General features: G+C 70.9%; 20 protein-coding genes and 1 tRNA gene. 9 read left to right on the forward strand and 12 right to left on the reverse strand.

Annotated elements, in window-relative coordinates; genetic code table 11:
* Nucleotides 1-225 precede the first annotated feature (225 nt).
* From kynU to ABH940_RS15670, 4 genes are all read left to right on the forward strand, one after another.
* The gene (kynU, locus tag ABH940_RS15655; RefSeq protein ID WP_370066111.1) at nt 226-1,458 is read left to right on the forward strand and encodes a kynureninase; all 1,233 of its coding nucleotides are present in this window, start codon (nt 226-228) and stop codon (nt 1,456-1,458) included.
* Between the two features lie 207 nt (nt 1,459-1,665).
* The gene (locus ABH940_RS15660) at nt 1,666-2,670 is read left to right on the forward strand and encodes a DMT family transporter (RefSeq protein ID WP_370105485.1); all 1,005 of its coding nucleotides are present in this window, start codon (nt 1,666-1,668) and stop codon (nt 2,668-2,670) included.
* Nucleotides 2,671-2,741: 71 nt separating this feature from the next.
* Nucleotides 2,742-3,008, forward strand: coding sequence for a hypothetical protein (locus tag ABH940_RS15665; RefSeq protein WP_370105486.1), 267 nt, complete (start codon nt 2,742-2,744; stop codon nt 3,006-3,008).
* Nucleotides 3,009-3,241: 233 nt separating this feature from the next.
* Nucleotides 3,242-4,339 carry a glycosyl hydrolase family 18 protein gene (locus tag ABH940_RS15670; RefSeq protein ID WP_370066117.1) on the forward strand — a complete coding sequence of 366 codons (1,098 nt, stop codon included), beginning with the start codon at nt 3,242-3,244 and terminating at the stop codon, nt 4,337-4,339.
* A 3-nt stretch (nt 4,340-4,342) separates the two neighbouring features.
* Here ABH940_RS15670 and ABH940_RS15675 read toward each other — a convergent pair whose 3' ends face one another.
* Nucleotides 4,343-4,522: a transcriptional regulator gene (locus tag ABH940_RS15675; protein WP_370066119.1), complete on the reverse strand. Its 180-nt coding sequence runs from the start codon at nt 4,520-4,522 to the stop codon at nt 4,343-4,345.
* A 104-nt stretch (nt 4,523-4,626) separates the two neighbouring features.
* Between ABH940_RS15675 and ABH940_RS15680 the strand changes: the two genes are divergently transcribed.
* A complete protein-coding gene (locus tag ABH940_RS15680) occupies nt 4,627-4,845 on the forward strand; it encodes a hypothetical protein (protein WP_370066121.1) in 219 nt (72 codons plus the stop codon).
* Nucleotides 4,846-4,899: 54 nt separating this feature from the next.
* On the opposite strand, the gene ABH940_RS15685 is transcribed toward ABH940_RS15680, so the two are convergent.
* The 7 genes from ABH940_RS15685 to ABH940_RS15715 form a co-directional block, all read right to left on the reverse strand.
* Entirely contained in the window at nt 4,900-5,400 is a 501-nt protein-coding gene (locus ABH940_RS15685) for a GNAT family N-acetyltransferase (RefSeq protein ID WP_370066123.1), read from the reverse strand.
* A 9-nt stretch (nt 5,401-5,409) separates the two neighbouring features.
* Entirely contained in the window at nt 5,410-5,919 is a 510-nt protein-coding gene (locus tag ABH940_RS15690; protein WP_370066125.1) for a hypothetical protein, read from the reverse strand.
* 34 nt (nt 5,920-5,953) lie between these two features.
* The gene (locus ABH940_RS15695; RefSeq protein ID WP_370066127.1) at nt 5,954-6,457 is read right to left on the reverse strand and encodes a hypothetical protein; all 504 of its coding nucleotides are present in this window, start codon (nt 6,455-6,457) and stop codon (nt 5,954-5,956) included.
* Nucleotides 6,458-6,482: 25 nt separating this feature from the next.
* On the reverse strand, nt 6,483-7,058 hold the full coding sequence (locus ABH940_RS15700) for a hypothetical protein (RefSeq protein WP_370105487.1): 576 nt from the start codon (nt 7,056-7,058) through the stop codon (nt 6,483-6,485).
* Nucleotides 7,059-7,281: 223 nt separating this feature from the next.
* Complete coding sequence (locus ABH940_RS15705) at nt 7,282-8,331, reverse strand: NAD(P)/FAD-dependent oxidoreductase (RefSeq protein WP_370066131.1); 1,050 nt, start codon at nt 8,329-8,331, stop codon at nt 7,282-7,284.
* Nucleotides 8,328-8,864, reverse strand: a complete 537-nt coding sequence (locus ABH940_RS15710) for an isoprenylcysteine carboxyl methyltransferase family protein (protein ID WP_370066133.1) — start codon at nt 8,862-8,864, stop codon at nt 8,328-8,330. The genes ABH940_RS15705 and ABH940_RS15710 overlap by 4 nt, the downstream gene beginning before the upstream one ends.
* Nucleotides 8,865-8,870: 6 nt before the next feature.
* The gene (locus ABH940_RS15715; protein WP_370105488.1) at nt 8,871-9,992 is read right to left on the reverse strand and encodes a type III polyketide synthase; all 1,122 of its coding nucleotides are present in this window, start codon (nt 9,990-9,992) and stop codon (nt 8,871-8,873) included.
* A gap of 99 nt (nt 9,993-10,091) precedes the next feature.
* On the opposite strand from ABH940_RS15715, the gene ABH940_RS15720 reads away from it, so the two are divergent.
* Nucleotides 10,092-11,009: a UbiA family prenyltransferase gene (locus ABH940_RS15720; RefSeq protein ID WP_370066138.1), complete on the forward strand. Its 918-nt coding sequence runs from the start codon at nt 10,092-10,094 to the stop codon at nt 11,007-11,009.
* Between the two features lie 71 nt (nt 11,010-11,080).
* Here the strand turns inward: ABH940_RS15720 and ABH940_RS15725 are convergent, their stop codons facing one another.
* The 3 genes from ABH940_RS15725 to ABH940_RS15735 all read right to left on the reverse strand — a co-directional run bounded on the left by ABH940_RS15725 (nt 11,081) and on the right by ABH940_RS15735 (nt 14,611).
* Nucleotides 11,081-12,097, reverse strand: coding sequence for a GNAT family N-acetyltransferase (locus ABH940_RS15725; RefSeq protein WP_370066140.1), 1,017 nt, complete (start codon nt 12,095-12,097; stop codon nt 11,081-11,083).
* A gap of 133 nt (nt 12,098-12,230) precedes the next feature.
* Nucleotides 12,231-12,650 carry a TIGR03668 family PPOX class F420-dependent oxidoreductase gene (locus tag ABH940_RS15730; RefSeq protein ID WP_370066142.1) on the reverse strand — a complete coding sequence of 140 codons (420 nt, stop codon included), beginning with the start codon at nt 12,648-12,650 and terminating at the stop codon, nt 12,231-12,233.
* Between the two features lie 770 nt (nt 12,651-13,420).
* The gene (locus ABH940_RS15735) at nt 13,421-14,611 is read right to left on the reverse strand and encodes a hypothetical protein (protein ID WP_370066222.1); all 1,191 of its coding nucleotides are present in this window, start codon (nt 14,609-14,611) and stop codon (nt 13,421-13,423) included.
* A gap of 344 nt (nt 14,612-14,955) precedes the next feature.
* Between ABH940_RS15735 and ABH940_RS15740 the strand changes: the two genes are divergently transcribed.
* Together ABH940_RS15740 and ABH940_RS15745 are read left to right on the forward strand one after the other, a co-directional pair.
* Nucleotides 14,956-15,029: transfer RNA gene (locus ABH940_RS15740), tRNA-Thr, on the forward strand.
* Between the two features lie 563 nt (nt 15,030-15,592).
* Entirely contained in the window at nt 15,593-15,850 is a 258-nt protein-coding gene (locus ABH940_RS15745) for a hypothetical protein (RefSeq protein WP_370066224.1), read from the forward strand.
* A gap of 30 nt (nt 15,851-15,880) precedes the next feature.
* On the opposite strand, the gene mobF is transcribed toward ABH940_RS15745, so the two are convergent.
* Entirely contained in the window at nt 15,881-20,905 is a 5,025-nt protein-coding gene (mobF, locus tag ABH940_RS15750) for a MobF family relaxase (RefSeq protein ID WP_370105489.1), read from the reverse strand.
* Between the two features lie 315 nt (nt 20,906-21,220).
* Here mobF and ABH940_RS15755 point away from each other — a divergent pair, with 315 nt between their 5' ends.
* Nucleotides 21,221-21,694 (forward strand): hypothetical protein, encoded by a 474-nt coding sequence (locus ABH940_RS15755; RefSeq protein ID WP_370066228.1) that lies wholly within the window; start codon nt 21,221-21,223, stop codon nt 21,692-21,694.
* Nucleotides 21,695-21,711 lie beyond the last annotated feature (17 nt).

A 21,711-nucleotide genomic window follows, 5' to 3' on the forward strand; every position in this document is an offset into this window, starting at 1 on the left:
GCGCAGGGCGCACGCGCCCGGTGGGGGTCCCCCCGGCCGGAGGCTGGGGGAGGAACCGAAGCGGAGCACGAACGGAGGTCGCGCTGTGAGCGCGCAGCTGAGGTGCAGCGGAGGGTGCTGGCGTCCAGAGCGAGGAACGAGCGCAGGGCGCACGCGCCCGGTGGGGGTCCCCCCGGCCGGAGGCTGGGGGAGGAACCGAAGCGGAGCACGAACGGAGGTCGCGCTGTGAGCGCGCCCGCGGGTGTCCCCACCCGCGAGGACGCGCTGGCGCTGGACGCCGCGGACCCACTGCGCGGCTTCCGCGAGCGGTTCACGCTCCCCGAGGACGTGCTCTACCTCGACGGCAACTCGCTCGGCGCGCTCCCCGCGCACACCCCCGAGCGCCTGCGCCGGATGGTCGAGGAGGAGTGGGGCAACGGCCTGATCCGCAGCTGGAACGAGGCCGGCTGGTACGACCTGCCGCGCGCCCTCGGTGACCGGCTGGCCCCCTTGGTGGGCGCCGCGCCGGGCCAGGTCGTGGTCTGCGACTCGACCTCGGTCAACCTGTTCAAGGTGCTCACGGCCGCGATGCGGCTGCGTCCGGGGCGCGGGACGCTGATCAGCGAGGTCGGCAGCTTCCCGACCGACCTCTACATGACCGAGGGCCTGGCCCCGGCCCGCCGCCGCCTGATCGGCCGCGACGCGGAGACACTGACGGACCTGCTCGACGACGACACCGCGGTGGTCCTGCTCTCCCACGTCGACTACCGCACCGGCCGCCTCCAGGACATGGCCGCGGTCACCGAACAGGTCCACGCGGCGGGCGCGCTGATGGTCTGGGACCTGTGCCACTCGGTCGGCGCACTCCCGGTCGAACTGGACGCCTCCGACGCGGACTTCGCCGTCGGCTGCGGCTACAAGTACCTCAACGGCGGCCCCGGCGCCCCGGCGTTCCTCTACGCCGCCGCCCGCCACCACGACGCGGCCCGCCAGCCGCTGACCGGCTGGTTCGGGCACGCGGAGCCGTTCGCGATGTCCCCGGACTACGCCCCGGCGACCGGCATCGGCCGATTCCTGACGGGCACCCCGCCGCTGCTCAGCTTCGCGGGCCTGGACGCGGCGCTGGACGTCTGGGCGGACGTGGACCTCGCGCGGATCCGCGCCAAGAGCCTCAGCCTGACGTCCTTCTTCCTGCGCCTGACGGACGCCCTCGACCTGCCGACGGTCACCCCGAGGACGCCGGCGGAGCGCGGCAGCCAGATCTCCCTCCGGCACGAGGGCGCGCACGCGGTGGTGCAGGCCCTGATCGCACGCGGCGTGATCGGCGACTTCCGCGCCCCTGACGTGATGCGCTTCGGCTTCACTCCGCTCTACGTCTCCCACGCGGACGTCTTCGACGCGGCGGAGGCCCTCCGCGACGTACTCGCCTCCGGCGAATGGCGCGATCCGCGCTTCGCGCAACGGGGCGCGGTGACCTGAGGGGAGCCCCAGCAGGGCGAGCAAGCACGTACCGCCCAGCGGCGCGGGGCTCTGCTGACATCCCAGGGGCGCGGGGCTCTGCTGACATGCAGCCTCGCGCCCCTGAAAGCGCAGCCGGCCCAGTCGCACGTCGCCCTGCGCAGCGACAGCAGCATCGCCGTGAGACACCCCTGTCGCTTCCGCGCGGGCGCTGTCACAATGCGATCCATGCACAGCCCTCGCCGCTCCTTCGGTCTCCCCCTCGCGCTCGTCAGCGCGTTCTGCTTCGGCGGCTCCGGCGTTGCCGCCAAACCGCTGATCGAGGCCGGTCTGAGTCCGTTGCAGGTGGTCTGGATACGGATGGCGGGCTCCGCGCTGGTGCTGCTGCCCGTGGCGATCCGGCACCGTGACCTGCCGCGACGTCAGCCGTGGCTGCTGCTGGGCTTCGGGCTGCTCGGGGTGACGCTCGTGCAGGTGTCGTACTTCTTCGCCATCTCCCGCATCCCCGTCGCCATCGCGATGCTGCTGGAGTACCTGGGCCCGTCCCTGCTCCTCGGCTACGTCCGCTTCGTGCAGCGCCGTCCGGTCACGCGCGCGGCGGCCTTCGGCGCGCTGACCGCGACCCTCGGTCTCGCCCTGGTGGTCGAGGTGTGGACCGGGCTGGGCGGGCTCGACCCGATCGGCGTGCTCTTCGGGCTGGGCGCGGCGGTCTCCCAGGTCGGCTACTTCGTGATCTCCGAGAAGGCCGGGCGCAGCGCCTCCGCCGCCCCCAAGGACAGGATCGACCCGATCGCCCTCTCCGCATTCGGCCTGCTCATCGGCGCCCTGGTGATCACGCCGCTGGCGCAGCCGTGGACGCTGCCCTGGCACGTGCTGGGCGGCGACGCGACGATGGGCTCGACCCGCGTCCCCGCGATCGCGCTGGCGCTGTGGATGGTGCTGATCTCGACCGTCGTCGCCTATCTGACCGGTGTCACCTCGGTGAGCCGACTCTCGGCCCCGGTCGCGTCTGTGGTCGCGTTCCTGGAGGCGATCTGGGCGACCGCGCTGTCCTGGTTCCTGCTCGGCGAACACCTCGCCACGCCGCAGCTGTTGGGCGGAGCCCTGGTGCTGATCGGCGCGTTCGTCGCGCAGACCAGCCGTCCCTCGAAGCCGAGCACGCCCGTCGCCGTCTCCACACCTGCGAGCGCCCCCGCCACCGACCCCACCACGGCGTCGTCGACTCCGCACTGACCCCGCGCCGCCCCTGACCCGACTGCCCGTCCCGAAGTGCGGGACCGGGCAGTCGCGGGCATCGTGGTGCCATGACTGCAATGACGACGAACGCGACCCAGGGCTTCCGCCCCAACACCCGGTTGCTTGCGGTCGGTGCGGCGATGACGGGCCTCGGCTCGATGGTCGTCGCCACCGGCGCGGCCCTCGTCGGCCTCTCCCTGATCTCGGCCGGGCGCCGCTGGATCCAGACCTGGGAGACGCCCCCCGCCGAGATGGCGACGCGCACCCTCAACCAGGCCAAGATGGCCCGCCAGGCCGGCATGGACGCCTGGCGCACTGGACCGTCGATGAACTGACGCAGGTCCTGGCAACCGAACGACAACAACCACATACCGGCAACGCGCCGGGACCCCCGCACCGAAGCGGGGGTCCCGGCGCGTTCGCATGATCCGGCCCGGTCCGTGCTCACGTTAATCCTCATGTTCATGTAAGAAGTGGTGCCGGACTTCTTGACGGCGATTCAGGTCGGGGATACGTTCCCTGCTCAAAAGATAGGAAAGTTTCCTAACAAGAATCGCCGGAGGCCCCCTTGCGTCCCACCGCACGCCTGCGCGCCGCCCTCGCCGTCACCGCAGCCGCTGTCACCACGTTCGGCGCCACCGCCGTCGCCCAGGCGGCCGACACCACCGCACCGGCCACCCCGGTCGCCGCCCACGCGGCCGGGTCGGCCGGGTCGATTGCCGTCCGGGCCACCACCGTCCCCTCGCACCTCTTCGCGCCCTACTTCGAGGCCTACACCAGCGACGACCCGGCGACCGTCGCCGCCAAGTCGGGCGCCAAGTGGCTGTCCATGGCCTTCCTGCAGACCCCGTCCGCCGGTTCCTGCACGGTGGACTGGAACGGCAGCTCCTCGCAGCCGATCGCCACCTCGACCTACGGCTCCTCGATCGCCAAGATCCGCGCCAACGGCGGGGACGTCATCCCGTCCTTCGGCGGCTACTCCGCCGACTCGGGCGGCACCGAGCTCGCGGACAGCTGTCACAGCGTCAGCTCGATCGCCTCCGGTATCGAGCACCTGATCACCACGTACAACCTCTCCCGCGTCGACTTCGACGTCGAGGCCAACTCGCTCACCAACAGCGCGGGCATCGACCGCAGGAACAAGGCGATCGCCGCGGTGGAGGCGTGGGCCGCGGGCAACAAGCGCTCCGTGCAGTTCTCCTACACGATGCCCACCAACACCGACGGCCTGGACTCCGGCGGCCAGGCGGTGATGAAGAACGCGGTGGCCAACCACACCCGCATCGACGTGGTCAACCTCATGACATTCGACTACTACGTCGGCACCACGCAGGAGATGGCCAAGGACACCGAGACCGCCGCCCAAGGCCTGGTCGACCAGCTCCACACGCTCTACCCGAGCAAGTCCTCGCAGGAGCTGTGGGCGATGGTCGGCATCACCGAGATGCCGGGCATCGACGACTACGGCAAGGCGGAGACCTTCACCACGGCCGATGCCAAGACCGTCTACAACTGGGCCGTCAGCAAGGGGATCGACGAGATCTCGATGTGGGCGTCCGAGCGCGACAACGGCGGCTGCCCGGGCACCGGCGGCTCCGACTCCTGCTCCGGCATCTCCCAGTCCACCTGGTACTTCAGCCACACCTGGGAGCAGTACACCAACTGACGGTCACGCCCGCTGACCGTCGCCGCCAAGCTCGCCGCCAAGGTCGCCGTCGCCCGCCAGGGCGCGCCCTTGGGCGGTGAGCACGGCAAGGGCCGCGAGGTGCGTCTCGAACGCCTTGCGGCCCTTCCCCGTGAGCGAGAGCCACGTGCGCGGGCGACGTCCGACATGGCCCTTGCGGACCACGCAGCGAGTTTGAGCCTGGGCACGGTCGTGAACGCCTCGCCGCCGACGGGGCCGGGTGGCTGCCATGAACTGTCGGTCCCCACTGGGACGATGGAGATATGAAAATGCCTCGGACCACCTGCACCCGCTGTGGCAGGAACGTGGCCGCCATACCGGCCGGCGTCGCCGGCCACTGGAACGCCGCCCGCCACGACGAGCCCCACCGGGGCGTCCGCGACCTCCTGACGTCCTGCGTCGGCAGCCTCAAGCCCGTGGACCTCGAAGACCTCGTCTACCAGCTGGCCTTCGGCGAACCGGACGACGGCGCCCCGACGATCTTCTGAGCCACAAGCTCGACGACGTCGGCCAGGAAGACGGGACTACTACAAGATCACGGTCTACGGCTGGAGCGTCAGGTCACGCTGGTACCAGGTGCCAGGCTTACCGCCGAGGTCGGCCGGGTCTGCCGGTCCGACCGGGACGAACCCGGCCTTGGTCAGCACCCTCTGGGACGCGACGTTGCTACGGGAGGTGGCCGCCCGCAGTGTGCGCAGCCCGTGCCGCGCCGGCGCCAGCCGGCACAGCTCCCGGACCGCCGCGGTCGCCACGCCGCGACCGGAGACGTGCTGTGCGACCCGGTAACCGAGCACAGCGGTGCCGTCCTTGACGTCGTACAGGTTGAACCGGCCCAGAACCGAGCCGTCCTCGGCAGCGAGCACGTAGAAGGCGACGATGCCGGCCTCCTGCTCAGCCAGTGAGGCGCTGTACCGCTCGGCAAACTGGTCGAAGAACTCGTCACCGCGGTCGGAGATCGAGGCAGCGAAGTAGGCGCGGTTCGCCAGCTCGAAGGCCAGGACCGCCGGGGCATGGTCGGCATGGAGCCGCTTCAGCTCGGGCACCGCTCGACTCTAGCCGGATGATGCGTTGCGGCCACCTGGGTTTCCAGAGCAGGGGCCGGCCCCGCGTCGCGGGAGCTGGTGCCGGGCGATCAGGAGTCCGGCGAGGGCGGTGAGGGCAGCGGCGCCTTCGGCGATGGCGGACATCGTCTTCTCGGGGTACCAGAACGGTTCGTACATGTTGGGCAGCGGGCCGATGGCGCCGACGTCGACGTAGCGGTAGAGCAGGACAGCGGCGACGCCGGCGAGAGCGACCGCGAGGGCGAGCAGCCAGGCGGTCAGATGGCGGCGGAGGGTGAGCAGAAGGAGCGCGGCGAGGGCCGCGGCAGCGGCTTCTGCACGGAAGAGATCGCCCTGGCTGACGGTGGCCTTGATGGGGTCGTACGAGGGTGCGAGATCGACGTGGACGTAGGCGTCGATGGCCAGCCCTGCGGCGGTGAGCAACCGGAGCAGCCACAGGACGACGAGCAGAGGTGCCACGTGGGTGCGACCGCGGGGCGGGGCGGAGGTGACGGCGTTCATCGGGTCCTGCCTTCCTTGCGTGTGGGCGTCCTGGTCAGCTGGTGTCGGGCGGTGGCAGGCCGAGGGTGGCGCGGATCGCCGAGACGGCTCGCTCCACGGGCGCGTTGGCGGCGGTCAACGAGGGCCGGAGACCGCCGAGTTGTCGGAGGGACGTACTGTCCGCGGCACGCAGGGTGAGACTGGCGCGGGCCTCGTTGGCGCGGATCAGGGTCCGTGCCCAGGTGGCGGCTTCCGGGGGCAGGGTCAGGGTGAGGTGGGCGAGGCGCTGGTCGAAGGCATGCTCGGTGGTGGCGATGTCGCGCAGGTCCGCGGCGCTCGCCGTGAGGTCGCTTCGGTCGGGGCCGTTGAAGCGGTCGAAGTCCCTGTCGAGTCGGGTGTTGCCGGTGCTGGCGATGGCCAGGTACGCGGCAGCCGGGGAGGACGCGGTGGAGGCGGGCGCTGGGGTGCTGGGCGGAGCTGCGGCCTGCGGCCGGGCCGTGCATCCGCCTGCGGCGACCGTCACCCCGGTCACCGCTGCCACGGCCAGGAGGGTCGCCACGGTCCAACTCCCGTGAGGACCCCGGTCAGTAGCCGTAGCCGCCACCGCTGCCGCCGCTGCTCGGGCTGGGAGTAGGGCTGGGCGTCTGGCTGGGCGCCTGGCCGGCCGTGCCGGTGATCGCCGTTCCGGAGGGGCTCACGACGAACCACACGCCTTGGATGCCCTGGCCGTTGACGTCGCCGGGCTTGCTGTCCTGGGAGAAGTGGTACAGCGGGTGGCCGTCGAAGGTCACCTGGGTCGTGTGGTCGTCCGTGCGCGTGGTGGTGCCCAGCATCGTGCCGCTGAGGCCGCCGGTGGCCTGCGGGGTGCCGTTGGTGGTGTCGGCGGGCCACAGGCTCGCGCAACTCCCGGTACAGGTGGGAGTGGTGCCGGTGTCGGCCTTGAAGAGGTACAGGGTGCGGCCGGAGCCGTCGACCAGGATCTGGCCGAGCGGCGAGCCGGCGGTCTTGACGGTGGCCGCGCCGCCGACGGTGCTGGGGGCACTGGACGCGGGCGGGGAGGCTGGTGCGGACGGGGCGCTGCTCTTGGAGGAACTGCTGCAGCCGGCGGCGAGCGCGGCGACCGCGGCGGCGCCGGCCGCGAGGACGTAGAGACGGTTCATGATCGCTCCCAGGAGGGGGGGTCGGATTTGTGCCGCACCGCCACGCGGACCCTGTCTGCCGGTCCCGTCTGCGGAGCGAATCGAATCCCCTACTGCTACGCACCGGGCACCCGTCCGGTTCATGACGCGGACGTCATCCCCGCGAACCCGGCGACGGCCCGGTGCGCGTGCTCATCAGTCCACGGTCCGGGAGACCCGGGCCGGCGCTTCTGGCAGGCCTCGCTCATGAGAGATGGTTGACCAGGCCCGAGAACAGCCGTGGCAGGTACGCAGCCGCGGGGACGATCCGGGGCGCGAGCCCGGGCCGGTGGCGGGCCCAGAGCAGGCCCTGGGTGAGGAGGCGGTGGCGGCGAGTGACCCGGCGCCAGGCGCGCTCATAGGCGTCGGGTCGTCCCTGCCGAATGCAGTGGACCAGCGCTGCCGCCTGGGTGAAGGCCAGGGAGATGCCTTCACCGGTGAGGGCGTCCACGTATCCGGCGGCGTCGCCGACCAGAAGAATCCGGCCCGCCACGCGTCCGCGAACGTGCTGCCGCATGGGGCCCGCTCCCCGCACCGGGCCCGCCGCGTCGGAGGAAAGCAGGTCGCGGAGGGCCGGGAAGTGGTCGAGGTGTGCGTGGAAAGGTCCGCGTTCGCTGGTCAGTACGGCGACCCCGACCAGGTGCGGGGACAGTGGCGTCACGTAGGCCTCGGCGCGCGCAGACCAGTGGACCTCGACGAACGGGGACCACGGCGCGACGGTGAAGTGGCAGCGCTGTCCGTAGCGGGCGGGCCAGAGACCGGGGGCGGCGCCCGCGCCGGGGGCGGCACCCGCGCCGGTACGGGCAAGGTCCAGTTGCCGTCGGATCGGTGAGTGCAGGCCGTCCGCCGCGGCGAGGTAGCGGGTCTGGAGACCTGCCGCAGACACCCGTTCCTGGTCCTGCCGGATGTGGTCGACCCGCCGCGGGAGCACGGGGATGCCGAGCTCCTCCGCGCGGCGCGCGAGCGCGGCATGCAGCAGGGTGCGGCGCACACCGAGCCCGGGACGACCGCGGAACCGGGCCTCCGCCTGGTGGCGATGGTCGAGGTAGCGGATGCCGAGCAGGGGCTGGCCGGTGACCTCGACGCCGAGTGCGACGAGCGCCTGCGCGCCGTGAGGCATCAAGCCCTCGCCGCATGCCTTGTCGACCGGGATGGGGCGGGGTTCGACGACGGCGACGTCCATCCCGGCCTGGGCCGCGTGGATGGCGGTCGCCAGTCCGGCCGGTCCCCCTCCGGCGACCAGGAGGTCGATCACGCGGCGACCCGGGCCGTGGCGGTGGCTCCGACGGTCGCGAGAGCGGCGTTCTCGCAGCGCAGGCGAGTGACCAACAACGGGGCGTTGAGCGCCGTGAAGACGGTGGCAGTGATCCAGTTGCCGTGGACCAGCGGCAGGCTGACGCCTTCGAGGATCACCGCGAGGTAGTTGGGATGGTGCAGCCACCGGTACGGGCCGCTACGGACCAGGGGCAGGCCCGGCACCACGATGACGCGGGTGTTCCAGCGCGGCCCGAGGCTGGTGATGCACCACCAGCGCAGCGCCTGGGCCAGCAGCGCGGCGGCGAGCGCGGGCCGGCCGAGCCCGGGGACGAAGGGCCGGTGCAGCAGGCCGGTCTCCGCCAGGCACCCGACGAGCAGGCCGGTATGCAGGGCGACCATGACCGGGTAGTGGCCGGCGCCGTACTCGACGCCTCCCCGGGCGCGGCTCCAGACGGCGTGACGTCGGGCGACGGCCAGTTCGGCCAGACGCTCCAGGGCGACCAGCAGGATCAGCAGGGTGTAGGGAGTCATTCGCGGCTACCAGCGCAGGAGGACGAGTTCGATGCCGAAGCCGGGGCCCATGGCCAGCAGCAGCCCTGACGACCCCGGCGGCGGCGGACGGTGGTCGGCGAGTGTGTCCCGCAGGATGTGCAGGACCGAGGCGGAGGAGAGATTGCCCACGCGGGCCAGCGAGCGCCAGGAGGACTCCAGCGCACGCGCAGGCAGGTCCAGGGAATCGCGTACCGCGTCCAGGACCTTGGGGCCGCCCGGATGGCACACCCAGGCACTGACGTCCTCGGCCTTCAGCTCGTGGTCAGCCAGGAAATCGGTCACGGCGCCCCCGAGGTGACGCTTCACCAGGTCGGGCAGGTCAGCGCCGAGCATGATGTGGAACCCCGTGTCGCTGATCGTCCACCCGAGCATGTCCTCGGTACCGGGGAACAGATGGCTGCGCACGGCCACGATCCGCGGTCCCGGAACCGTCGCCCCGCAGCCGACGGGGTCGTCGGGGCCGACGGGGGCGTCGGGGTCGCGGCCCTCGCCTCCCTCGCCTCCCTCGCCGACGGCGACGACTGCTGCCGCGCCGTCGCCGAACAGCGCGCCCGCCACGAGGTTCTGCAGGGACGCGTCGGCACGTTGGAGGGTGAGGGAGCACAACTCCACCGACAGCAGCACCGCGGTGTGGTGGGGATATCCGATGAGGTAGTCGTGCATGCGGGCCAGACCCGCCGCACCACCGGCGCAACCGAGCCCGAACAGCGGCAGTCGCTTCACGTCGGGTCGCAGCCCCAGTCTCGCGGCGAGGCGAGCCTCCAGAGAAGGCGCGGCGATCCCGGTCACCGAGGTGGAGATCACCAGGTCGACCTCGCCGGGGGCGATGCCGGCCCGGTCGAGTGCGCCCTTCACGGCTTCGTGTCCCAGATCGAGTGCCCCGCGCACGTACGCGTCGTTGCGCGCGCCGAAGCCGTCCAGGCGGGCGCACTCCTCCAGCGGCAGGATCAGGTGACGGCTGTTCACGCCGGATGCGGCGTGCACCCGTTCCAGCAGACGCCGGTCGTCGCGCGGCAGTCGGCAGGTTGCCTCCACCGCGCGGGTGATCTCGCCCTGGGTGTACCGGCGCGGCGGCAGCACTCCGTGAACCGCCATAATCCGGGTCATTCGGTCATCGTAGGGCTCCGCCGTCCCTGATCCCGGGAAGCCGCAGCAGCGCGCGTGGCTGAGCGGTGATCAGGTGCCTGCGGACGTAGCATCGGGGCCGTGCCCCTCGAAGCGGTGCCGCCTCCGGCCGACAGGCCCTCCCTGGCCGCCGAGGCGGCCGCGTCCCGGACCGGCGTCCGGACGGCCCCCGGCTCAGCGGTCACCTTGCTGCTTGCCGCTCACCCCGCTCCGGCCTTCGCCGTGACCGGCATGGCCACCGCCCTGGCCGCGGCCCTCGGCCGGACCACGGCCGGATGCGTGCTGGTGGGCACAGCGGTGCTGACCGGTCAGTTGTGCATCGGCTGGTCCAACGACCTCATCGACATGCGACGCGACATCCGTGCAGCCCGCCGCGACAAACCCCTGGCAGTGGGATCACTGGCCCGGGCACAAGCCGCTGCCGCCGCCTTCAGCGCCGGCCTGCTCTGCGTCCCGCTCTCCCTGGCCTGCGGTCTCGCGGCCGGAGCCGCACACCTGACCGGTGTCGGCGCGGGCCTGGCCTACAACGCCGCGCTCAAGCGGACCCGCTGGTCCTGGCTTCCCTACGCGCTGGCCTTCGGGCTCCTGCCCGCTTTCGTCACCCTCGGCCTGCCCGGCCACCCCTGGCCCCCGTGGTGGCTGGTCGCGGCGGGAGCCCTGCTCGGCGTCGGCGCGCACCTGACCAACGTGCTGCCGGACATCGATGCCGACCTGGCCGCCGGAGTACGCGGCCTGCCCCAGCGCCTCGGCCACGCCCGCAGCCGTGCACTCGCCGTCCTCGCGCTGTTCGCCGCCTCCGTGGTCCTGTCCGTAGGCCCCCCGGGGCCACCCGGGCTGCCCGGCTGGATCGGCCTCGCCGCCGCCGGCGCCCTCAGCGCTGCCGCCGCCCTCCCCCGCGCCCGACACCCGGACAGCCGTCTCCCGTTCCTGCTGACCATCGCCCTCAGTGCCCTCGACCTCGCGTTCCTGCTGCTCCGCGGTGCCGCACCCTGGCGGTGACCAGCACGAAAACGGCGTAGGCGCCGTCTCGGTGCCGGAGCGAGGAAGCGTCAACAGGCCTCGACAGGACGTCAGACAGCGCAACCCAGAAGGGCTTCGAGCGCGCTGACATCGGACTCGACGCTCGCCAGGGTGTATTCGGCCTTGTAGCCGAGCCGGGCATTGACGCGGATCATGTGGGTGTTCTCGGAGGCCGTCATCGTGTGTACCTGTTCCAGTTGGGGCAGGTCGGCGGTGAGCCAACGCATCATCGAGGACTTCATCGCCAGGCCGAGCCCGAGTCCGCGGAATTGCGACAGAACGGCTGTATCCCCCTGCTTGCAGTGGCTCCCCTGCTCGGCATCGATGACGATCTCGGTGAAGCCCGCCACCGTCCCACTGCGCTCGTCCACGGCCACCACATAGCGGCGCGACTGCCCGGCCTTGAGCGGGTCGGCCTCGCGCCGGCGCACCCGCTCCACCGTCCAGGTGGGGTATTGGAAACTGACCTCGCCGAGCGGCTGATCGGCCATGGCGTTCAGCGCTCCGACGAAGCCCTGGACCAGCTCGTCCGGTGCGGTGTCCGCCCACTGGCGGAGCCGGAACCCGGACGGGGCCTCCACCTGCCACCGCGCCGGGTCCACGCTCGTGATGTCCAGGCGGTGTTCGGTGAGTCGCAGGACCGGGCGGAAGCCGAGGACGTCCGTCCACTTCTGGCCGTCCGAACCGGCCTTCACCTCGCAGGCGACCGGCCGGCAGCCGCGCTCGCGGATCTCCGGCAGCATCGCCCGGAGCAGCCCGGTCCCGACGCCGCCCCTTCGGTCCTGAACCGCCACGCGCACGGCGATGACGGCGTACCCGCTGTTCTCCCCCGTCGGGAACGTGGCGCTCGCCGTACCGAGCAGTCGCCCGGCGTCGCGCGCCTCCCAGCGCACGCGAGTCCATTGGCTCGAGGCGGACGTGCGCAACTGCTGTACGTAGGTGTCGTATTCCGGCACCGGGGTGCTGGGGAAGTCCGCGACGGACACCTCCACGAAGAGTTGGTACCAAGCGCGCAGCTCGTCCGGCGAAGCGAGTTCCGGCGCGAACGGCGCTGTTTCCAGACCCATGCGAAGGTTCCTTCCCTATGCCTTGCGGACAGGTGGTCTGCCGAGGATTGTCACGGGAATGATCGCCCCGCGCAGGAGGATAACCAGAACCAGACCGCAACGCCGGATTCTGCGGCCATGGAGTGACCCATCATCAGTCCCTGTAGGACCAGCCGGAGATGTGGTGGATTGTGATGGCGACAACGGGGCCGACAGGGCGAGTCTCCTTGTACTGGGGGTACTTGGCGGCCAGGAGGTCGAGGGCGTGTTCCCGGGTGGCGCCGTCGTCCCAGATCTCAGCGGTGCCGTCGGCGCGGACCCACCAGAGCTGGGTCCAGTCGTCCTCGTACAAGTCGGCGAGGACGCTGACGTTCGGGTTCTCGCGGATGTTCTGCAGGCGTCGAAGCGCAGCGGTCGTCTTGGGCTTGTGGTCGACGGCGAAGTAGAGGTGGTCGCCGGCAGTGACGAAGGTGATGGGGACCAGATGCGGATGCCCGGCTGCGGACACTGTGGCGATCCGAGCGGAGCGCGCGGCCTTCAGGCGGTGCCGGGACTGCTCGGGGTCCAGGTTCATGGCTCGACGGTTGTGCGGCGGTCCGCGGATGCCCGCAGTTGTCGCTCGCCCCGCGTCGGACAAACCCGCAGCCGTCGGCCCCGGATGAGCTGGCACGGGAGTTCGACGAACGCGGCCGCAGCAGCACGCGGGTTCAGCGAGCGCACGCCAGATCTCACGTTCTGCCGCAAAGCGTTCACACTCTGTGTATAGCGGATCTGCCATCCGACGGCGCGCGGGCGCGCCACCGCAAGACCAGCTGATGTCACTTGGTGATGCCAGAAGCGCCCCGGACCAACCCGATCCGGGGCGCTTCGTCGTTGCCTGTCCGCTGACGTGCAGCGGAGCTGAGAGCCCCCTGTCGGGTTCGAACCGACGACATCCGCTTTACAAGTTTTCTCCGGGCAAGCCCCTGACCTGCGAGAACGTAGCTGACAGGGCGTCTGACCTGCGAAAGTCACTCTCGGCGACTCTCGCTGTCCCCCATCGTTTCTCGTCCTCATGTGTGCCGATTCCGTGCTTCGTGCTGCCTCATAGCCCGCGCAGCGGATTCTTGGCACCTGCAACCATCAGCTTGCGCCGCGATCGAACATTACCCCGACCCCACCAACTCACGGAGCACGACGGACGGACGCCCCACCGGCCGCCGCCCAGGGGTTCCTGCTGTCCGGGACCACACCCGTAACCACGGACAGTAACTGCCGCGGACCCATCACCTGGCTCCCGACGGGACTGCCAGCGCTCAGCAGCCGGTCGTCCGCTGTCGCCCGAACTACTGCACGGCTCTACAGTCACTTTCCCCCGGAGGCCCGCCACGCGAGCGATTTGTCGACCGCACTCTGCACTTTGTCCGCGATCGGCACGCCGCCGGTGACCACGGACAACGCCGCTGCCACCAGCAGACTAATCCTGATGCTTGAGCCGACCTGGTTCACATTGAGCGCATCGATCAGAGGCAACGTGAAGGCGAAGACGGCCAGGACAGTGGCCGGCCAAAGTCGTTGCCAGAGGCGGAACCATCGGCGCGGAACAGCCACCTCCGGGGCGTGCTCGGTGAGAGCAGCCCAGTCACCGCCCGACCAAGCGACCAGCGCACGGCACAGTGACGCCTCCGTGGTGTCCAATTGAGCGGCACCCGACGCGGTCAGCACAGGCCCTTTGTGCATCCGGATCACAGCAGCCAATTTGGCTCCTTCCTGCCGGGCCACCGCCCGCGTGCCCGCATCCGCCAGGGGCAGCCGAACCGCGAGAGGCGGGTAGTACTCGGCCGTCCAGGCCAGAGCTTCAAGGCTGCTGAGGATGGAGCGGGAACTTGCATTCGTCCATTCTCCGGTCCGTCGTGCTTGCCCCAGACGGGCAGCGACGGAATGGAGCTCCAACATCAACGTATCCAGTGGCTGCTGAGGCTGAGCGCGGCGGAGTCCCCGGTAGCGCAGCCACTCAACGGCGGTCGTCAGCGCGGCCAGGCCGATGGCGATGTCGATCACGCAGAACCTGGCCAGATCGCTGCTACCGGTCTGCCTCGTCACTCCGGGTGCGTGGTGTGCGACGAGCATCATCCCGACGACTGCGACGGGGATCAGCAACGCATAGCCTCGACCGAGGAAGTGGGCAAACAGCTGGGGCCAGCGAATGATCTTCAGGGTTGCGAGCTTGCCGAAGCTGCGCGAGACAAGAAGAGCGCACGCAGTCGCGCCCATGCTGAAGGCCGACCAACTCAGCACATCAACGGTGGAGCCCGGCTGCGGCGACGAGATCATCACCGGAGTCGCAGCCACCGCGAAGAGAAGGGCGGCGATGGACATCTCCCCGCCGTAGACGAAGCTTCTCTGATGCACTGCGGTGCGTGAGCCGGCGTTCAGCAATGCCCCCGTGACAGCGACCCTCTCGGCATCGGTGAGCTCCTGGAGTTGCTGGCTCTGCGCCACGATCTTGCGATGAATCGATGCCTCTTCTTGCCTGAGCCTGAACGTGATTCCCATCGCACCCCCCTGGTTTCCCTGTGTGTGCAGCCGATGATTCCAGGCCCCTGCCGACCCGAGGCGAAGCAGCCTGTATGAGCAGATCAGGGGCGATGCCATGACTGGCGGGCCTCGCACGCTGGCACGACCGTGAGCCGATGTGACCGGCTCCGGGGTCGCTGAGGCGATAGGTTGGGCCGCCGAACCGACGTTCGCTGACCCATCGCAGCGAGGCGGGAGTGCGGTTGCCAGGTTGGTGACCGGTACCGACCTGCGGGGGCGAAGGCTGGAGCTCACCGGCGGACTGAATACACGGATCTCGGCGGGGCCGACGCGATACAGTACGGTGTGTGCCATCACGGCCCGCCCTTGTAGCTCAGTTGGCCAGAGCACCTGTCTTGTAAACAGGGGGTCATCGGTTCGAATCCGATCGGGGGCTCAGCAGAAGGTCCCGACCCCAACGGGTCGGGACCTTCTCTGTTTGCTCAGCACCGCGTCCCAGACCACAGCGAGCCGTCCGCCGAAGCCGCGGGCCTCGATGATCTCGGTCGACCTGCGACGAGCAGAGGCCGAACCGGTGGTGGCTGGCTCGGCGGCGCTGGACTGACCTGACTCCCTCCGCCGACAGGTACACACGGGTCTGCGATCATCCCGGTCATGACGAGAGTCGAGCACGGGAACGTGATCACCATCGCCGCCGGAGTGCCGTCTCGGGTGGAGCGGGAGTGGGCGGTGTACCTCCACCGGCGAGGGAAGAGTCGGCGTGGCGACGGGTGGATCGAGCAGCACGGCGAAAACGAGTATCGAGTCCTCACACGCCGTCGCGGTGTGAACAGCCGAGAACGTCCTGCCGGATCGAGCACCACTCTGACGGGCGCTGCCGAAAAGGTTGCCCGACGTCTGTACCCGTGGGTGATTGCGTGGCAGGTGGACAAATCATCCTCCTGAGCACCCTGACCGTCTCAGCGTGCGCAGTCCAGGCACTGAGCGCACCGTCGAGGTATGGGTGTGCTGGTGCTGCTGGAAGTCCTTGAGGGATTCCTCCCTGATGAACCGGACCCCGCCTTCGTCCGGTCGGTCCACGCCGCTGCGAGCGATCCTGACGTGCCGGAGGACCCGTTGCCTGCAACGCTCTGCGGGATTTCCACCGATCCCTTGGTGCACTCGCACTACCGGGCCGGCTACGGGCAGCCGTGGTACCCGGCGGAGCTGGAGGACCGGCGGTGCCGGGAATGCGAAAGGGCGCTGAAGCGGATGTGACGCAACTGCCAGCCATAAGCCCCCAGCAGCTCAGCGGATGCGCGGGCCCCGCTGGTCCTGGCGGACCTGCTGCGGCTGCTGAACTTGCGCCTGCGGAGCAGCAGGGCGCTGGGACGGAGCGTGGTTCTGGCGCTGCTCGGCGGGTTCGACCCGGCGCGTCGGCGCAGACCGGGTGGCGCGGGCGGGTTGTCCGCCGCGCTGCTGGAGCTGTTCGCGGTGGGCCTGGCGCTCGGCCTGGCGACCGGCTCGGCGGCGCTCGGCGAGGCTCGGCTGGTGCCCTTCCTCGGCCTGCGGCTGCTGGGGCTGGGTGGCCTCGCTGGTGAGCAGGCGGCGCTCGGCGAGCACCGTGCCGACCTGCTCGGCAACGTGCTGCTGGGCAAGCGCGGCGTCGTCCAGGCGCGGGAGGCTGGCGAGCCAGGTGGCGCCGGTCCGGGTGGCGACGGTGTGCAGGATCTCGGCCTGGTCTGCCTCGGGCAGGGCGCGGTAGACGTCGGCGGCGAGCTGGCGGCGGGCCTGCTGGTCGGAGTCCGCGGTGGTGGCCACCGGGGCGGTCGGCGCGGCGACGATGCGGCGGGCGGCGATGGCGGCTGCGGTGGCCTGCCAGTAGGCGTGGTGACCGGTGCGCCCTTCCTCGATGTATGGGCCGGCGGGCTGGGCGGCGTTGTCGTCGGTGACCTTGTACTGGTCGCGGTAGGCGGCGACGACCGCGAGCTGCTGCTGCCAGTGGGCACGCTGGGTGGGGTCCTGCGGGGCTTCGCCGAGGGTCTGGCTCCACTCCGGGCGGTTCTCCACCGCGCGTTCGGCGAGCACCGTGAAGCGGTTGGCGATCAGCGCGGCGCTGTCGGTGAGGTACTCGTGGTGGACCGGGTTGGCCGCGGTGGAGCGCGGCACAGCGCTGATCCAGGCCGGGAGGTCGGCCCTCCCGGAGGCGGCGCGGGTGTGGGCGAGCGCCTGCTGCTGGGCGCGCTGGAGCAGTTCGGGCAGCGCAGTGCGGCCGGTCACCTCGGAGAGGGCGGTCTCCGCGGTGGTGCCGGTGTTCTCGATGGTCTTCAGCGTCCAGGCGAGGGTGCGCCACAGCTCGGTCTCGGTGCGGTCGCTCTGCTGGGCGGTGGTCGCCGGGGCGTTGTTGGCGAGGTGGCGGCCGATGCGCCAGGCGAGGACCTGGCTGAGACTGTCGGCGCCGGTGAGCGGGCGGCTCTCAGCCACCTGGCGCAGCAGAGCGGCGGGTTCGTGGCCGGCGGTCTCGGCGCGGCGCAGGGCGGCGGTGAGGGCGGGCCAGGTGTTCTCGTTGCGGGCGCGGGTGGCGTGTTCGTCGCCGAGGATGTCGGCGGCGAGGGCCTGGTGGCGAAGGGCTTCGGGGGTGTTCTGGTGGGCTTCTGGGGTGCCGTCGGTGGCCAGGGTGGTGCGGGCGGCGCGGGTCAGGGCGGTGACCGGGTCGCTGGCATTGGTGGCCTGGGTGGCGGCGGTGGTGAGCAGGGCGGTGGTGTCGTGGCCGGTGCGTTCGGCGGCGGCTAGGGCGCCGGCGAGGTGGGGCCACTGCGGGTGGGCGGTGACCTTGTCGGTGGTGGTGCTGAGCGCAGTGGCGGCGGCGGTGGCGTAGCGGTTGAGGGTGTCCGCGGGGACATGCGGGTGCGCGTCGGGGGCCTGGGCGGCTGCGGGCGCGATGCGCAGGGCGGCCGGTTCGGCGGTCGCGCTCTCGGGGTCGAACCGGTGGGCGGGCAGGTTGGTGAGCGCCGCGACAAGCGCGGCGTAGCGGGTGGTGTCGGCGGTAGTGGGGGCGTTGAGGTGTGCCGGGGCGGGGCGGTCTTCGGTGATGGTGTTCAGGCGCCAGGCGAGGGCCTGGGCCGGGGAGTCGGCGCCGGTGAGGTCGCCGCGCCAGGTGGCTGCGGCGATGAGGCGCTCGGGCTGCCAGCCGTCGGCTTCGGCGCCTCGCAGGGCGCGGGCGACGGCGGTGAAGGCGTCGTCGGTGGTGACCTGCTCGGCGAGGGCGGGGCCGAGGAGTCGGTGGACGAGCTGCTGGTAGTACGGGGTGGTGAGGGTCTCGGTGGCGTGCTGGTGGCGGGGCGCGAGCGTGGCCAGGGAGACGGCGTCTTCCTGGGCGTTGCGGATGGTGTCGGTGGCGGAGAGCTGGGCGCCCTCGCGGTTCAGTACGCGCTCCAGCACCTCGCGGGCGGCGAAGGTGTCGGGGTCGTGCTTGGTCTGGTCGAGCTGGTCGTCGTTGTCGAACGGCAGCAGGTCGTGGGTGGTGGTGTAGATGGTGGTCTTGTGGCGGGCGCGGGTCAGCTGGACGTACAGGTCCTCGCGGGTCATGTCCTCGGTGACCAGCGGGTGGGCGGTGTCCACAGTGGAGCCCTGGGAGCGCATGACGGTGGAGGCGTAGAGCAGCTGGACGTGGGCGGCGACGTACTCGGCGGGCAGGGTGAGGCGTCCGCGGTGGCCCATGTGGCGGACCTTGAGTGAGCCGTCCTCGTGGCGCTTGAGGACCTGCCAGGCGTCGCCGTTCTTGACGAAGTCGCGCCCTCGGTTGGTGGTGATCTTGCGGTTGTTGTCGCGGGTGACGATCCAGTCGCCCCGGCCGGCGCGGTTGCCGTCGCGCAGCAGGACTCCGTCGGCTTCGACCTGGCTGGCGGCCACGCGCTCGTCGCGGGCGCGGGCGGACAGGGCGGTGACGTCGGCGCCGGCGGCGGCGCTGATCAGGGTGGTGCGGCCTGCGAGCATGTCGGTCTTCCAACCGTCGTAGGCGGCTTCGATCATGGCGGTGCGGGAGCCGGCGACGACCCGGTTGTTGGCGAGGTAGAAGTCGAGTCCGGCGTTGTTGCCGACGCGGATCTTGAGCGTGGCGTTCGCTTCGGCCTTGTTGCTGAACCGGTGGAGCTGGGTGAGTTCGACGGCGCCGGCTTCGGCGGCGATCAGGCGCAGTGCGCCGCCGGATTCGACGGAGGCGAGTTGGCGGTAGTCGCCGAGCAGGCGCACGGTCGCGCCGCGGTGGGCGGCGATGCGCGTGAGGTTGTCCAGGTTGAAGGTGCCCGCCATGCCGGCCTCGTCCACCAGGATGACGTCGCCGGGGTTAAGGGCGAATGAGGCCCGGTGGGAGGGCACGTTCTGGCCGGTGCTCAAGGCGCCTGCGTGCTTGCCGCCGGTGTACTCCCAGAGGAACTTGTGGAGGTTCTCGGCGGGCTGCTTGAGGTCGGCGGCGAGGACAGCGGCGGCTGCGGCGGAGGTGGCGAGCGGGACGACGCGCTGGCCGGCCTGGGCGGCGACGTGGACGTACGCCTGCATCGCGGTGGTCTTGCCGGAGCCCGCGGGGCCGAGGCCGACGGCGAGCAGGCGGTGGTCGGTGGCGAACGCGGTGACCAGGGCCCGCTGGCCGTCGTCCAGGGCGCGGTTGCGGGCCTCGAAGCCGTCGAGCGCGGCGCCGACGAAGCCTGCGTTCAGGCCGCTGGTGGTGGGGGTGGTGGCGGCGGTGACGAGCCGGGTCTCGGCGGCGATGATGTCGCGGCTGGTGTAGCGGGCGGAGGCGTGCTGGACGAACACGCTGTCGCCGTTGGAGCGCCGCAGTTCCTCGGGCTCGGTCAGCAGCGCGGGGGCGTCCACGCGGATGCTGTGGACCGGGGAGACGGCTTCGGTGACGATCGCCTCGACCAGGGCCTGGTGCTCGGCGGTGTCGGTGGTGGGGTGCTCGGAGCGGGCCAGGCGCTCGGCGTGGGCGCGCAGGTTCCACACCGTCCACACGGCCCGCTCTTCAGCGACGGCGGTGATCACGGCAGCGGCCAGGGTCGGGATCTCGACCGGTTCCTGCTCGCCGTCCTCAATGGTAGTGGCAGCACTTCCGGCGGCGGGAACGGCCGCCATGACGCGCTCGATGATGTCCTCGCCGTGGGCGGCGGTGACGGTCTGGGTCCAGTCGGCGCGCATCTCCTGAAGGGATCGGGCGGCCTTCTTGCCCTCGCGGGTATCGAGGTTGGCCTGGCGGGCGAGCTGGTGGGTCATCCCCCGGGAGGGGTCGTGCCCGTGGTCGCGGCGGTACTCGCGCAGCAGCTGCTCGTAGCGGGCTTCGATCTCGGTCCGGCGGGAGGAGAAGTGGGTGATCGCCTCGACCGGGATGCCGACGATCTCGCGCACCGGCTGCCGCTTGGTGACGGCGTCCTCGCGGGCCTCGAAGGTGACGCCCAGGCGCGCGGACAGCTCGGTCTCAAAGCGGGAGTTGTAGAACTCGGAGGCCGCCACGGTCATGGCGTAGAGGGCGCGGGCGTCCAGCGAGCGCCACTTCCCGTCGATGCCCTGGATCTTGTTGGAGATGGCGACGTGGGTGTGGAGGTTGGGGTCGCCGGCCCGCGAGTCGAAGTGGTCGAAGGCCACCGCGATCAGGCCCTTGGTCTCGATCTGGGCCTGTCCAGTGCTGCCAGTACGGGTGAACGCGGCGTGCTCTTCGAGCAACGCGAACGCGGCGTCCCGGGCGGCCTCGTGGGCCTCGCGCACAGCGGCGCGCACTTCCTCGCGCTCGTCCAGCGCCCACAGCACGGCGGCGGACTTCACGGGTGCGAAGACGGCGTCGAAGCCGGCGACGGCGGCCCGCTGGCGGGTGGACTCCTCGCGCTGGATCTTCTTGATCTCGGCCCGGGTGGGCTCGCGGCGGGCCTGCTTCTCGATGACGGCCAGGCGCTTCTCGACACGCTCGGCGAAGGGGTCGAGTGCCTTGTACTCGGGGAAGGCGCGGCCGAGGGTCGCGGTCTTGATCGCGGCGGCGCGAACGGCCTTGAGCTGCTCGTCGTCCATGTCGGCGCGCACGTTGGCGGCCAGGTGCTCGGCGATGATCCGCTCGGCCTCGGGGTGCTGTCCCAGGCCGTACAGCAGCTTCATCTGCTCCTCGGTGACGGTGGCGCCGTCGAGTCCGAGCAGGGGCGCACCCCGCCCGAGCCAGATGCCCGGCGGGTTGCCCTTCTGGGTGTAGTACTCCGCTGCTGACTGTCCCCGCTGACGCTGTACGTCGCCGCCCGCGACCTGGCGCGTCAGGTAGGTGTAGCCGGTACCGGAGGTGAGCTTGTGGATGGTCATCAACGCGACCACCCCCAGCTTTTCCGATTCCGGACGAGGGTGGGTGCGACGGCTATTCGAGCCGCCGATTCACCTGCCTCATCAAATGTCATGTGAGCACTTTAGCCCCGCGCAGCGGACCATACTCAGATTATCTGCAAGAGGTGTCTGGATGGCTTTCATTTGCTGGCAGATTGGCAGGTCAGAGCAGGTCAGCAGCGGTTTTTGTGATGCGCGCCTCGGCTTTCCTATCGAGAGTTCTCGATGCTTATCAGCGTTTATCGAGAGGGAATCCAGGGGGTTTGTCACCTGGGGTTTTGCGGTTATGGTTCAGGCATGAGCGGACGAATTTCGGCGTCGCGGGCCAGTGCGGCTCGGGCGGCGCAGCAGGCGAAGGCAGCGCGGGACGCGGAGCGTCTCCGGCGCGAGCGGCAGGTGGAGTCGGCACTGACCGACTTCTACGAGCAGACGGGGAGGGCGGATCAGCTGAGGGAGAGCGCGAGCGCTCGGGCGGCGAAGGTCGTGGCGGACGCGGAGGCAGCGGCGAAGGAGCCAGAACGGCTGGCGAAGCTGGCCGTCGTGAGGCTCCAGGATCTGGGCGAGCCGCGTGATCAGATCGCGGAGCTGACGGGGCTGACGCTGGCGGAGGTTAGGGCGGTCCTCGCGGAGGTGGCTGGCGGCAGGAAGCCGCAGGCTGACGAGCGAAGCGCCGCGGCGGCTGCGCCGGAAGTGGTGCCCGGTGCTGCGGAGCCGGTGGGCGCGGTGGCCGGCTCCGGCGGCACCGGGCCGGGCGAAGCGACGAAGGGGTGAGCGGAAGGTGCCCGGTG

It is taken from the genome of Streptacidiphilus sp. BW17, assembly GCF_041262485.1.
Classification (GTDB): domain Bacteria; phylum Actinomycetota; class Actinomycetes; order Streptomycetales; family Streptomycetaceae; genus Streptacidiphilus.